The organism is Streptomyces sp. PKA51, assembly GCF_057552455.1.
Genome location: NZ_BAAJPZ010000032.1, coordinates 1 through 12,398, shown reverse-complemented (window position 1 = coordinate 12,398; position 12,398 = coordinate 1). Strand labels below are relative to the sequence as shown.

The 12,398-nt window shown below is 73.3% G+C and carries 11 protein-coding genes and 1 riboswitch; of the genes, 8 read left to right on the top strand and 3 right to left on the bottom strand.

The features are described from left to right. Positions 1 to 46: 46 nt before the first annotated feature. Positions 47 to 763 carry a M50 family metallopeptidase gene (locus AC27L3_RS28150; protein ID WP_487236887.1) on the bottom strand — a complete coding sequence of 239 codons (717 nt, stop codon included), beginning with the start codon at positions 761 to 763 and terminating at the stop codon, positions 47 to 49. Positions 764 to 804: 41 nt separating this feature from the next. Between AC27L3_RS28150 and AC27L3_RS28145 the strand changes: the two genes are divergently transcribed. The 8 genes from AC27L3_RS28145 (at position 805) to def (ending at position 8,458) form a co-directional block, all read left to right on the top strand. Beyond that, positions 805 to 1,629: an SOS response-associated peptidase gene (locus AC27L3_RS28145; RefSeq protein ID WP_487236886.1), complete on the top strand. Its 825-nt coding sequence runs from the start codon at positions 805 to 807 to the stop codon at positions 1,627 to 1,629. 17 nt (positions 1,630 to 1,646) lie between these two features. Next, the gene (locus tag AC27L3_RS28140; RefSeq protein ID WP_487236885.1) at positions 1,647 to 2,297 is read left to right on the top strand and encodes an alpha/beta hydrolase family protein; all 651 of its coding nucleotides are present in this window, start codon (positions 1,647 to 1,649) and stop codon (positions 2,295 to 2,297) included. Between the two features lie 318 nt (positions 2,298 to 2,615). Beyond that, positions 2,616 to 3,296 carry a sigma-70 family RNA polymerase sigma factor gene (locus tag AC27L3_RS28135; RefSeq protein ID WP_487236904.1) on the top strand — a complete coding sequence of 227 codons (681 nt, stop codon included), beginning with the start codon at positions 2,616 to 2,618 and terminating at the stop codon, positions 3,294 to 3,296. Beyond that, positions 3,293 to 3,622: a mycothiol system anti-sigma-R factor gene (rsrA, locus tag AC27L3_RS28130; RefSeq protein ID WP_344438161.1), complete on the top strand. Its 330-nt coding sequence runs from the start codon at positions 3,293 to 3,295 to the stop codon at positions 3,620 to 3,622. Before AC27L3_RS28135 ends, rsrA begins: the two co-directional genes overlap by 4 nt. A gap of 187 nt (positions 3,623 to 3,809) precedes the next feature. Further along, a complete protein-coding gene (locus AC27L3_RS28125; RefSeq protein ID WP_487236884.1) occupies positions 3,810 to 5,189 on the top strand; it encodes an HD-GYP domain-containing protein in 1,380 nt (459 codons plus the stop codon). Continuing rightward, positions 5,186 to 6,454, top strand: a complete 1,269-nt coding sequence (locus AC27L3_RS28120) for an HD-GYP domain-containing protein (protein WP_487236883.1) — start codon at positions 5,186 to 5,188, stop codon at positions 6,452 to 6,454. The genes AC27L3_RS28125 and AC27L3_RS28120 overlap by 4 nt, the downstream gene beginning before the upstream one ends. Before the next feature lie 291 nt (positions 6,455 to 6,745). Beyond that, positions 6,746 to 7,738, top strand: coding sequence for a tetratricopeptide repeat protein (locus tag AC27L3_RS28115; protein ID WP_344438157.1), 993 nt, complete (start codon positions 6,746 to 6,748; stop codon positions 7,736 to 7,738). Positions 7,739 to 7,828: 90 nt separating this feature from the next. Beyond that, positions 7,829 to 8,458 (top strand): peptide deformylase, encoded by a 630-nt coding sequence (gene def / locus AC27L3_RS28110; protein WP_487236882.1) that lies wholly within the window; start codon positions 7,829 to 7,831, stop codon positions 8,456 to 8,458. Positions 8,459 to 8,547: 89 nt separating this feature from the next. Here the strand turns inward: def and AC27L3_RS28105 are convergent, their stop codons facing one another. Next, positions 8,548 to 9,570: a ribonucleotide-diphosphate reductase subunit beta gene (locus AC27L3_RS28105; protein ID WP_487236881.1), complete on the bottom strand. Its 1,023-nt coding sequence runs from the start codon at positions 9,568 to 9,570 to the stop codon at positions 8,548 to 8,550. Beyond that, positions 9,570 to 11,975, bottom strand: coding sequence for a ribonucleoside-diphosphate reductase subunit alpha (locus AC27L3_RS28100; RefSeq protein WP_487236880.1), 2,406 nt, complete (start codon positions 11,973 to 11,975; stop codon positions 9,570 to 9,572). Before AC27L3_RS28100 ends, AC27L3_RS28105 begins: the two co-directional genes overlap by 1 nt. A 166-nt stretch (positions 11,976 to 12,141) precedes the next feature. Beyond that, positions 12,142 to 12,266, bottom strand: a riboswitch (cobalamin riboswitch). Positions 12,267 to 12,398: the final 132 nt, after the last annotated feature.

The window sequence follows — 12,398 nt, the reverse complement described above, 5'->3', positions numbered from 1 at the left end:
CGGCGGTCACGGGCTGGTCATGCGCCCGTCACGGACCTCGTCCGTCTCACAGGCCGAGCAGCCAGCGTCCGCCTCCGGTCAGGGCGCACAGGGCGACGAGGTGGAACATTCCGAGCCACACCACGGCCGGCACGTTGGTCAGCCGGGCGAGCTGGTCGGCGTCGGAGTCGGCGGCGCCGCCCTGCCGCCGCTTGCGCTGCAGCTCGAAGGCCGGCCGCACCCCGCCGAGCAGCAGGAACCACACCACCCCGTACGCGAACGCCGCCTGCACGGGGGGTCCGGTCAGCCAGGAGACCAGGACGAAGGACGCCCCGGCCAGCACCACCGTCAGGGCCCCGTAGGCGTTGCGGATCATCACGAGCACGGCGGCCAGCAGGGCCGTCGCGCCCCACAGCAGGGCGGTGATGTGCCCGGCGGCCAGCAGCCAGGCGCCGGCCAGGCCCAGCAGCGAGGGGGCGGGGTAGCCGGCGGCCGCGGTGAGGACCATGCCGAGGCCGGTCGGCCGGCCGCGGGAGACGGTCAGCCCCGAGGTGTCGGAGTGCAGCCGGATGCCGTCCAGGCGCCGGCCGCTGAGCACGGCCACCAGGGCGTGCCCGCCCTCGTGGGCGATGGTGACGGCGTTACGGGTGATGCGCCAGACGCGGAAGGGCACGACAGCGGCGAGGGCTATGAGCCCGGTGACGAGAACCAGCCAGAGGGACGGGTGCGGCTGCGTGCCGACGACGCGGCTCCACAGGCCGGTGGCACTGGTACTGCTGTCCATTTCTGGGCCGCTCCTTGCGTCGTCGTGGCAGTGTGGCACTCATGTGCGGTCGATATGCGGCGAGCCGGCGGCCGGAGGACCTGGCCGGGCTCTTCGAGGTGGAGAAGTGGGAACCGGAGGAGACGCTCGCTCCGGACTGGAACGTGGCGCCGACGAAGAGCGTCCACGTGGTGCTCGAGCGTCCCTTGAAAGACGCCGCGGACCGGCGTCCGGTTCGGCAGCTCAGAGCGCTGCGCTGGGGCCTGGTCCCGTCCTGGGCCAAGAACCCCGAGGGTGCAGCCCGGATGATCAACGCCCGGGCCGAGACCGTGCACGAGAAGCCCGCCTTCCGCAGCGCCTTCGCCTCCCGGCGCTGCCTGCTGCCCGCCGACGGCTACTACGAGTGGGTCACCGGCGCCCAGGAGCGGGAGCTGGAGGAGCAGGGCCGCCGCAAGCGCCCCCGCAAGCAGCCGTACTTCGTCATGCCCGTCGACGGCTCGGTGATGGCGATGGCCGGGATCTACGAGTTCTGGCGCGACCCCGCCCTGCCGCCGGACCACCCCCGGGCGTGGTGGGCGACCTGCTCGGTGATCACCACCGAGGCGCACAGCGAACCCTTCGCCGCCACCGGGGCCGCCGAGGAGCCCGGGCCTCGCTCCCTCGCCGAGATCCACCCCCGCATGCCGCTCCTGCTCACCCCCGACCGGTGGGCGGCCTGGCTGGACCCGGCGAACACCGACGTCGAGGCCCTGCGCGGACTGCTGGAGCCGCCGCCCGCCGGGCTGCTGCGGGCCCACCCGGTCGCCACGGCCGTCAGCGACGTGCGCAACAACGGGCCGGAACTGCTGACGGAGCTGCCGGCCCCGGAGGAGGCGACGCTGTTCTGACCGGACGGCGGGGCAGGATGGAAGGCGTGACCACGAAGATCGCAGTGACCGTGCAGGACGTCGACACCCCCGTGGGCGAGGCCCGCATCCACTGGCACCCGGCCCCCGCGGCCCGCCTCGTGCTCGCCCTCGGACACGGCGCCGGTGGCGGGGTGGAGGCCCGCGACCTGCAGGCGCTCGCGGCCGCACTGCCCGGCGAAGGGGTGACCGTGGCCCTGGTCGAGCAGCCCTGGCGGGTGGCAGGCAAGCGCGTGGCGCCCGCGCCAAGGACGCTCGACGCGGCGTGGCGCGCGGTGTGGCCCGCCCTCACCGCCCCCGGGCTGCCCGTCGTGGCCGGCGGCCGCAGCGCCGGGGCCCGCGTCGCCTGCCGTACCGCCGGGGAGCTGGGCGCCGCCGCCGTGCTCGCCCTGAGCTTCCCCCTGCACCCGCCGGGCCGGCCCGAGAACTCCCGCGCCGAGGAGCTGACCGGCGCGGGCGTGCCCGTGCTCGTGGTGCAGGGCGCCCGGGACCCGTTCGGGCGCCCCGAGGAGTTCCCCGTGGGCACCGAGCCCGTCGAGGTGCCCTGGGGCGACCACGGCTTCGCGGTGCCGAAGAAGGCGGACGTCACCCAGGAGGAGGCGGTGGCGGGAATCGTCCGCGCGGTCGGACTGTGGCTCAGGGCGATCTGAGGCTCCCCGCCCGCCGCCGTTGACCAGCGGGTCCGGCGGAAAACCGAAACCGTACCGCCGGGAATGATCCGCGGGCCGGTGCTGTTGTTGCGTCTGAAACGCGTACGCAGTGCTGCAACCGGCAAGACGAAGGAATGGGAGCTCGCCAGCATGGGTTCGATCGCATGCCCGTCCCGCCCGCAGACGGCCGACCTGGACTGGGCGGTGCTGAGGGTGGCCCAGCCGGCTGCGGCTGGAGCGGCGGGCGCGCCGGATCGTCGTCTATTCTCCGATTCGAGCGGGTCCGGTGCGGGCGCCGCCATGGCATTGGAGGAGGAGGTGGGTCCGGTCACTGGGACCGACGCGGAGAACACCGCGAGCGGACGCGACGCCGAGACCGATGCGGAGCGCAATGCCCGCTTCGAGCGCGACGCGCTGACCTACCTCGACCAGATGTACTCCGCCGCACTGCGCATGACGAGGAACGCCGCCGACGCCGAGGACCTCGTGCAGGAGACGTACGCCAAGGCGTACGCGTCGTTCCACCAGTTCCGTGACGGCACCAACCTCAAGGCGTGGCTGTACCGCATCCTGACCAACACCTTCATCAACTCGTACCGCAAGAAGCAGCGCGAGCCGCTGCGCAGCGCGTCCGAGGAGATCGAGGACTGGCAGCTGGCCCGCGCCGAGTCGCACATGTCGACCGGACTGCGCTCGGCGGAGTCCCAGGCGCTGGACCACCTGCCCGACTCCGATGTCAAGGAGGCCCTGCAGGCCATTCCCGAGGAGTTCCGCATCGCGGTCTACCTCGCGGACGTCGAGGGGTTTGCCTACAAGGAGATCGCGGACATCATGGGTACCCCCATCGGCACGGTGATGTCCCGGCTGCACCGCGGTCGCCGGCAGCTGCGCGGGCTGCTGGAGGACTACGCCCGCGAGCGCGGCCTGGTGCCGGCGGGGGCCGGTTCCGCGCCGAACGGTTCCGACGAGTCGCACAACCGGAAAGGGTCGGACTCATGAGCTGCGGAGACCCGCACGAGACGGACTGCTCTGAAGTCCTCGACCACCTCTACGAATTCCTCGACCACGAGATGCCCGCCGGCGAGTGCGCCAAGTTCGAGGTGCACATCGACGAGTGCTCGCCCTGCCTGGAGAAGTACGGCCTGGAGCAGGCGGTCAAGAAGCTCGTCAAGCGCTGCTGCGGCCACGACGACGTGCCCGCCGACCTCCGCTCCAAGGTCATGGGGCGCATCGAGCTGATCCGCTCGGGCGCCTCCGTGCCCGAGCGCGACGTGGTCGCCGAGGCCCGCGCGGAGGCGGCCGAGGCCGCCGGCCGGCAGGACTGAACCCCCGGCCGGACCGGGCGGACGCCGCCGCCGGGCGCCATCGTCCGCCGCCGGCACTGATCCAAAACACCGCACCCGGGAACGTCACCCGAACGGACGGCGCAATACCCTCAGGGCGGCTCCGAGGGCTCCGCGGAGCCTATTCTCACCGTCCAGACGCCACGCCGACGGTCGGGGAGGACGCGCCATGGGGCCACTTCCGGCGGCGGCCCGCGCGTACATCGCGTGTGCCGTGCTCGCCGCCGCGCTGTGCGCCGCGCCCGCCGTACGCGATCCGTCCGCCGTCCCCTGGTCCTCGGTCGTCCTGCTGGCCGCCGCCGGCGCCGCCTGCGAACTGCTGCCCCGCTGCAGGCTGGCCCTGCCCCTCCTGCTCGCCGGCGCCTTCCTGCTGCCGCCCCAGGCCGCGGGCCTGGTCGCGGTGCCCGGCGCGCTGGCCGCCCGGGACGTCCGTCCCCCGGCGCGCGTGCGCCGGCTGTGGCACGCCGCCCAGTACGCGCTCGCCACCGGCGCCGCCTCCTTCGTCTACGGGCTCGCCGGCCCCCGCCTGGTCACCGCCCCCGGCTTCCCCGCCGCCCTGCTGCCGGCCCTGGCCGCCGCCCTCGTCCTGGCCGCCGTGGTCGCCGCCCTCGACGGCGGCGCCCTCGTCACCGCCGAGGGCCGCTCCCCGCGCACCGCTTGGCGCACCCCGCTGCCCGAGGCCCTGCTGCCCGCGCTGCTGTACGGGCCGACGGCGCTGCTCATGGCCGTGCTGTGGCACAGCCCCTACGGGCCCCCGGCCGCCCTGCTGGTGCTGCTGCCCATGGCCCTGTCCTCCTGGGTCCTCGACCGCTGCCACCGCGAGCGCGCCGCCCACCGGGCCACCGTGCGCGCCCTGGTGCAGGCCGTCGACCTCAAGGACCGCTACACCCGCGGCCACAGCGAGCGCGTGGGCCGCGCCGCCGTCCTGATCGCCCGCGAACTGGGCTTCACCGGCGCCCGCCTGGAGGCGCTGCGCTTCGCCGGCACCCTGCACGACATCGGCAAGCTGGGCGTCCCCACCCGGGTCCTGCGCAAGGACGGCCCGCTGACCCCCGAGGAGCGCCGGGTCATCGAACTGCACCCCGAGTACGGGCACGAGATGGTGCGCGGCATCGGCTTCCTCGACGAGGCCCGCGCCGCGATCCTGCACCACCACGAGCGCCTGGACGGCACGGGCTACCCGCACGGCCTGAAGGGCCACCAGATCCCCGAGGCCGCCCGGGTGGTCTCCGTCGCCGACGCCTTCGACGCGATGACCTCGACCCGCAGCTACAGCAGGGCCCGGCCGGTCCCGGCCGCCCTCGCCGAGCTGCGCCGCTGCGCCGGCTCGCACTTCGACCCGCGCATGGTCGCCGCCCTGTGCCGGGCCCTGGACCGGCACGGATGGCGTACCGGAACCCCGGTTCCGGTCAGCCGAAACGTCCCTGTTGATCAGCGTTCGATCACTGCCGAGATCACCGGCGAGATCCCGGCCGAGATCACCACCGACGTCTCAGCCCAGATCACCGCCGCCCCCGGGCCGGCCCCCTCCGCCGGCGGCCCCCGATGACCCGGCCCCCGCTCGCCGCGGCCGCCCCCAGGACGTGCGCCGGCATCCCCCTCGTGCGGTGCGTGCACGCCACCGCCGGCGCGGCCGCCGTCGCCGCGCTGGCCTGGACCGCCTGGCGCGGCCTGGCCCAGCCGCACATCGCCCTCGCCTACGGGGTGCTGATCGCGCTCGGGGAGGCCGCCCGGCGCCCCCGCCCCGCCGCCGGGATACGCGAGACCGCGCCCCTCGGCTCGGCGGGCACCCTGGCCTACGCCCTGCTCGGCGAGGTGGGCGGGGAGCCCACCTCGCACGGCGCGCCCCAGGTCGTGGCCGTCGTCCTCGGCGCCACCCTCGCCGGTGCGGTCGGCCGCCCGCCCGCCGCCGACCGGCTCGCCCGCCGCGTGCTCGGCGCCGGGTTCGCCGCCGTCTGCTTCCAGCCGCTGCACGCCTGCGGGGCGCTCGACCGGTGGCCCGCGCACAGCCCGTACTACGCGCTGTTCCTGCTGGTCCTGCTCGCCCTGACCACCCTGTACGACGCCGTGCTCGCCGCCGCCCTGGCGTGCGCCCGCGGCGCAGGGGCGTACGGGGCCGCCCTGCGCGAGGAGCTGCGCGCCGTGCCCGGGACCGGCTGGGCCATCGGGGCCGCCGGCGTCGTCCTCGCGCTGGCCGTCGCGGCGGCCGGCCTGTGGGCGCTGCCCGTCGTCTGCCTGCCGCTGCTGGTCACCCAGCTCTCCGCGCACCGCTACGAGGCGGTGCGGGCCACCCGCCGGCAGACGGTCGCCTCCCTGGCCCGTACCACCGAGATCGCGGGCTACACGGCCGCCGGCCACGCCCGGCGCGTGGCGGTCCTGGCCCGGGCCGTGGGCCGGGAGCTGGGCCTGTCCCGGGCCGACCTCGCCGTCCTGGAGGACGCGGCGCTGATGCACGACATCGGCCAGCTCTCGCTGGTCGACCCGGTGCCCGCCGGCGCCACCGAGCCGCTGCCCGCCGAGGAGCGCCGCCGCATCGCCCGGCTCGGGGGCGCGGTCGTGCGCAGGACCGGCGTACCCCCCGAGGTCGCACTGGTGGTCGAACAGCAGGCGGAGCCGTACCGGCAGCAGCCGCTGCCCGCGCGCATCGTCCGTACGGCCAACGCCTACGACGACCTGGCCAGGGACCCCGCGTGCGGGCCCCTGCGCGCGCTGGAGCGCCTGCGCCTGGCGACCGCGCACGACCACGAGCCCAGGGTGGTGGAGGCGCTCGCCGGGGTGCTCGCCCGGGGCGGCTCCGCGCCGCCGGGCCCCTGAGCGCACCGGCGCGTCGCGACTGGCCCGCCGAACCCGCGGGTAATGAGCGGGCGTCCGGAGGGGCATGGTTGGATGCGAAGAAGAAGCGAGAATGGCGAGAACGCAGAAGACGCGTAAATCGGGGGGTGTCGTGCGCGCCGTCATCGGCAAGAAGGCCAAGAGGACATCCAGGGCGGGCACGGCAGCGCTCCCCGGTACGCACGCGGTGTGGCGGGCGGTCCCCGTGCGGGACGGCGGCCCCCACCCGGTCCATCCGGCGTGGTTGCACGCACAAACCGGCAGGCGGGAATCGTGAGGATCTTCGGCAGGGTGCGGCACCGGCCTTCCGCCTCGTGGCGGCAGGCCACCGACCGTGCCTTCACGCTCATCGGCGACGGCCGTTACGAGGACGCGGGAGCGCTGCTCACCCGCGCCGCCGACATGGAGCCGTGGCTGTCCGAGTCGTGGTTCAACCTCGCGCTGCTGCACAAGTTCCGGCACGACTGGGAACAGGCCCGCGCCGCGGGCCTGCGTGCGGTGGCGCTGCTGGAGCGGGAGACGGGCGCCCCCGACTGGTGGAACGTGGGCATCGCCGCCACCGCCCTGCAGGACTGGCCGCTGGCCCGGCGCGCCTGGCAGGCGTACGGCCTGAAGGTGCCCGGCGAGGGCGGGCCGGCCGGGGAGCCGGCCGGCATGGAGCTGGGCAGCGCGGCGGTGCGGCTCTCCCCGGAGGGCGAGGCCGAGGTCGTCTGGGGCCGCCGCCTGGACCCGGCCCGCATCGAGGTGCTCTCCATCCCGCTGCCGTCCTCCGGCCGCCGCTGGGGCGAGGTCGTGCTGCACGACGGCGTCCCGCACGGCGAGCGGGTGACCGCCGCCGGGCCCTCCTATCCCGTCTTCGACGAGATCGAACTGTGGGCGCCCTCACCCGTGCCGACCTGGGTGGTGCTGCTGGAGGCCGCCACCGAGGCCGACCGCGACGCCCTGGAGCGCCTCGCGGCCGACGCCGGCTTCGCCGCCGAGGACTGGTCCTCCTCCGTGCGCCTGTTGTGCCGCACTTGTTCGGAGAGCCGGATGCCCAGCGACGAGGGCGACGGCGAGCACCTGGACCCGCACGACCACAGCGAGCCCGGTCACCCCGGCCCCCTGGGACACCGCACGGCGGGCTCCGGATCCGGCTCCCTGTGGGTGCCCGAGCGCGAGTGCGGCATCGCCGCCCCGCCCGGCCTGGTGCGCGGCCTGCTGGACGGCTGGGTGGCCGACAGCCCGGACACCCGCGAATGGCGTGATCTCGAAGAGGTCTGCTGAGCCGCCGCCCCGCCCCCTTACCCTGTATGGGGCCCAGTGGATTCAGGGCAAGATATTGCTTTCTGGTTGTGAGAGAGGCATACGGCGGACATGGCGCAGCAAGAGACCGAGCACCGGGCGACCGGAGAGTTCATCGACGACGTGACGGACGCCGAGAAGCGTGAGGCGGAGCACCGCGAGCGCGGCACCTCGCGCCCGATCACGGTCGTCGGCAATCCCGTCCTGCACAACGAGTGCAGGGACGTCACCGAGTTCGACGACAAGCTCGCCCAGCTCATCGACGACATGTTCGCCAGCCAGCGCACCGCCGAGGGCGTGGGCCTGGCCGCCAACCAGATCGGCGTGGACCTGAAGGTCTTCGTCTACGACTGCCCCGACGACGAGGGCGTCCGCCACGTCGGTCACGTCGTCAACCCCGTCCTGGACGAGCTGCCGGCCGAGCGCCGCGTCCTGGACGACTCCAACGAGGGCTGCCTGTCCGTCCCCACGGCGTACGCCCCGCTGGCCCGTCCCGACTACGCGGTGGTGCGCGGCCAGGACATGCACGGCAACCCGATCGCCGTCGAGGGCACCGGCTACTTCGCCCGCTGCCTGCAGCACGAGACGGACCACCTCTACGGCCGCCTCTACATCGACCGCCTCTCCAAGCGCGAGCGCAAGGATGCCCTGCGCCAGATGGCCGAGGGCACCCCGCGCTACCCGGTCGTCCCCAACGACTGAGCGGGCACGACGACTAGTAGGCACGACGGCTGGTAGGTACGACGAAAGGGCCCGTACGGAGCGATCCGTACGGGCCCTTTCGCGTGCGACTAGAACTCGTCGTCGAAGGAGACCGAGCCCTCGACCGCCACCTGGTACGCGGAGGCGCGGCGCTCGAAGAAGTTGGTCAGCTCCTGGACGTTCTGCAGCTCCATGAAGGAGAACGGGTTCTCCGAGCCGAACACCGGGGGGAAGCCCAGGCGCTGCAGGCGCTGGTCGGCGACGCACTGCAGGTACTCGCGCATGGAGTCGGTGTTCATGCCGGGCAGGCCGTCACCGCACAGGTCGCGGGCGAACTGCAGCTCGCACTCGACGGCCTCCTTGAGCATGTCGGTGACCTGCTGCTGGAGCTCGTCGTCGAAGAGGTCCGGCTCCTCCTCGCGGACGGTGTCCACGACGGAGAACGCGAAGTCCATGTGCATGGACTCGTCGCGGAAGACCCAGTTGGTGCCGGTCGCCAGGCCGTGCAGCAGGCCGCGGCTGCGGAACCAGTAGACGTAGGCGAAGGCGCCGTAGAAGAACAGGCCCTCGATGCACGCCGCGAAGCAGATGAGGTTGAGCAGGAAGCGACGGCGGTCGGCCTTCGTCTGCAGGCTCTCCAGCTTCTCGACCTCGTTGATCCACTTGAAGCAGAACTGTGCCTTCTCGCGGATGGAGGGGATGTTCTCCACGGCCGCGAAGGCCGCGGCGCGGTCGTCCGGGTCGGGCAGGTAGGTGTCGAGCAGCGTCAGATAGAACTGGACGTGCACGGCCTCCTCGAACAGCTGCCGCGACAGGTACAGGCGCGCCTCGGGCGAGTTGATGTGCTTGTACAGCGTCAGCACGAGGTTGTTCGCCACGATCGAGTCGCCGGTCGCGAAGAAGGCGACCAGGCGGCCGATCATGTGCTGCTCACCCGGGGACAGCTTGGCGAGGTCGGCGACGTCCGAGTGGAGGTCGACCTCCTCGACGGTCCAGGTGTTCTTGATCGCGTCGCGGTACCGGTCGTAGAAGTCCGGGTAGCGCATGGGGCGCAGGGTCAGCTCGAAGCCCGGGTCGAGCAGGTTCTTCGGGCGGTCGGGTGCCGTGGTCATTACTGGCAGGCCTCGCAGGACTCGGGGTTTTCCAGGGAGCAGGCGATGGCGTCCGCGTCGGGCGCGGCCTGCTGCACGGGGATGGTCGTGGCGGCACCGGCACTCGCGCCGGAGGCGGCGCGGGCGATGCGGGTGGCCGGGCGGGAGCGCAGGTAGTACGTCGTCTTGATGCCCTGCTTCCAGGCGTACGCGTACATCGAGCTGAGCTTGCCGATGGTCGGCGAGGCCATGAACAGGTTCAGCGACTGGCTCTGGTCCAGGTACGGCGTACGGGCCGCGGCCATGTCGATCAGGGCGCGCTGCGGGATCTCCCAGGCCGTGCGGTACAGGTCGCGGACGTCCTGCGGGATCCACTTCATGTCCTGGATGGAGCCGTTGGCCTCGGTCATGGCCTCGCGGGTGGCGCGGTCCCACACGCCCAGCTCCTTGAGGTCGTTCACCAGGTAGGTGTTGACCTGCAGGAACTCACCCGAGAGCGTCTCGCGCTTGAACAGGTTGGACACCTGCGGCTCGATGCACTCGTAGACGCCCGCGATGGAGGCGATGGTGGCCGTCGGCGCGATGGCCAGCAGCAGCGAGTTGCGCATGCCGACCGCGGCGATGCGCTTGCGCAGCGCCTCCCAGCGGTCCTCCCACGCGGCGACGGCGTTGGGGTAGTGGTCCGGGTGCAGCACGCCGCGGGCGGTGCGGGTGGCCTCCCAGGCCGGGTGCGGGCCGTGCCGCTCGGCGAGGTCGGCGGACGCCTCGTACGCGGCGAGCATGATCCGCTCGGAGATCTTGGTGGACAGCTCCTTCGCCTCGGCCGAGTCGAAGGGCAGGCGCAGGCGGAAGAAGACGTCCTGCAGGCCCATCAGGCCCAGGCCCACCGGGCGCCAGCGGCTGTTGGAGCGGCCGGCCTGCTCGGTCGGGTAGAAGTTGATGTCCACGACGCGGTCGAGGAAGGTGACGGCCGTGCGGACGGTCGCGTCGAGCTTCTCCCAGTCCATGTCGCCGTCGGCGCCCAGGTGCTGGGCCAGGTTGACCGAACCGAGGTTGCACACGGCCGTCTCGCCGTCGTCGGTGACCTCGAGGATCTCGGTGCACAGGTTCGAGGAGTGGACGACCGCGCCCTTCTCGGCCGTCTGGTTGGCCGTGCGGTTGGCGGCGTCCTTGAACGTCATCCAGCCGTTGCCGGTCTGCGCCAGGGTGCGCATCATCCGGGCGTACAGCACGCGCGCCGGGATGGTGCGGACGGCCTTGCCCTCGGCCTCGTAGCGGCGGTAGGCGGCGTCGAACTCGTCGCCGTACAGGTCGACCAGGTCCGGCGTGTCGGCCGGGGAGAACAGCGACCAGTCGGCGTCGGCCTCGACGCGGCGCATGAACTCGTCCGGGATCCAGTGCGCGATGTTCAGGTTGTGGGTGCGGCGGGCCTCCTCACCGGTGTTGTCGCGCAGCTCCAGGAACTCCTCGATGTCCGCGTGCCAGGTCTCCAGGTACACGCAGGCGGCGCCCTTGCGGCGGCCGCCCTGGTTCACCGCGGCGACGGAGGCGTCCAGGGTGCGCAGGAACGGCACGATGCCGTTGGAGTGGCCGTTGGTGCCGCGGATGAGCGAGCCGCGGGAGCGGATGCGCGAGTACGACAGGCCGATGCCGCCCGCGTGCTTGGAGAGCCGGGCGACCTGGTGGTAGCGGTCGTAGATCGAGTCCAGCTCGTCCAGCGGGGAGTCCAGCAGGTAGCAGGACGACATCTGCGGGTGGCGGGTGCCGGAGTTGAAGAGCGTGGGGGAGGAGGGGAGGTACGACAGCGTGCTGGTGAGCCGGTACAGCGCCGCCACGTCCTCCAAGGCCCGCTCGCTGTGGTCCTCGGCCAGGCCGCAGGCCACGCGCAGCAGGAAGTGCTGCGGCGTCTCGATCACGTCGCGGTGGATCGGGTGGCGCAGCAGGTAACGGCTGTGCAGGGTGCGCAGGCCGAAGTAGCCGAAGCGGTCGTCGGCGCCGTCGGCCAGGGCCGCGTCCACGAGCGCGTCCAGGCGCGCGGCGTGGGTGGCGACGAACGCGGCCGTGTCGTCGGCGATGAGGCCCTCGCGGTGGCCCACGGCGACCGAGGCGGAGAAGGAGGTGGCGCCCTGGCCGGCCGCCTCCTCGGCGATGGCGCGGGTGAGCAGACGGGCGGCGAGCTTGGAGTACTCCGGCTCCTCGGCGATCAGGCCGGCGGCCGCCTCGGTGGCGAGGGAGCGCAGCTCCGCCTCGTCCGCCGCGGCGCTGCGGCCGCGCAGCGCGGCGGCGGCGACCTTCCCCGGGTCGGTGGCGGGCAGATCGGCGGTGAGGTCCGTCAGGGCACGCAGCAGCGCGGTCCCGGGGCCGTCGGCCGCTTCCGCGTTCGCTGAGACGGGACCTGCAACCGGATCTGCGGGCGCGATGGTCACGAGTGGCTCTCCTCGCTCGGCTGTGGTGGCCGGGCGGGTGCGCGCGACGGTCGCGTACGGGCACGTCCGACTCGGAACTCCGACAGCGTGCCGCGCAGCGTCCGCCGGCCCAACCCGCGAGGCCCGGACGTGTTCAACGCCCATAGCCGAGCCCGGGGCGGGCTCGGTGGTGGGCGCGCTGCCGGCAGGTCCTCGGACTGGTGGTGCGGTGTTTGTGCGCACTCGTTCACCGTTGCGGGACAGTTCCGGATTTGCACCGGATTCCCCTGCGGCGACAGCGAGGACGAGCATACATCTAGTGCCGGGCCTCGCACGCGCCCCCACATGTTGTGTCGGCGCGTCATGAGGTGGTTGCGGAATGTGGTAGGGGCGGCGTCCTTGCAGGCAAGAGCCGGGGGGGGGGGGGCGCCCCCCCCCCCCCCC

Coding starts and splice junctions, on each gene's coding strand:
- AC27L3_RS28145 (WP_487236886.1), top strand. CDS start 805: ATGTGCGGTCGATATGCGGCGAGCCGGCGGCCGGAGGACCTGGCCGGG.
- AC27L3_RS28125 (WP_487236884.1), top strand. CDS start 3,810: ATGGGGCCACTTCCGGCGGCGGCCCGCGCGTACATCGCGTGTGCCGTG.
- AC27L3_RS28150 (WP_487236887.1), bottom strand. CDS start 763: ATGGACAGCAGTACCAGTGCCACCGGCCTGTGGAGCCGCGTCGTCGGC.
- AC27L3_RS28140 (WP_487236885.1), top strand. CDS start 1,647: ATGGAAGGCGTGACCACGAAGATCGCAGTGACCGTGCAGGACGTCGAC.
- rsrA (WP_344438161.1), top strand. CDS start 3,293: ATGAGCTGCGGAGACCCGCACGAGACGGACTGCTCTGAAGTCCTCGAC.
- AC27L3_RS28105 (WP_487236881.1), bottom strand. CDS start 9,570: ATGACCACGGCACCCGACCGCCCGAAGAACCTGCTCGACCCGGGCTTC.
- AC27L3_RS28120 (WP_487236883.1), top strand. CDS start 5,186: ATGACCCGGCCCCCGCTCGCCGCGGCCGCCCCCAGGACGTGCGCCGGC.
- def (WP_487236882.1), top strand. CDS start 7,829: ATGGCGCAGCAAGAGACCGAGCACCGGGCGACCGGAGAGTTCATCGAC.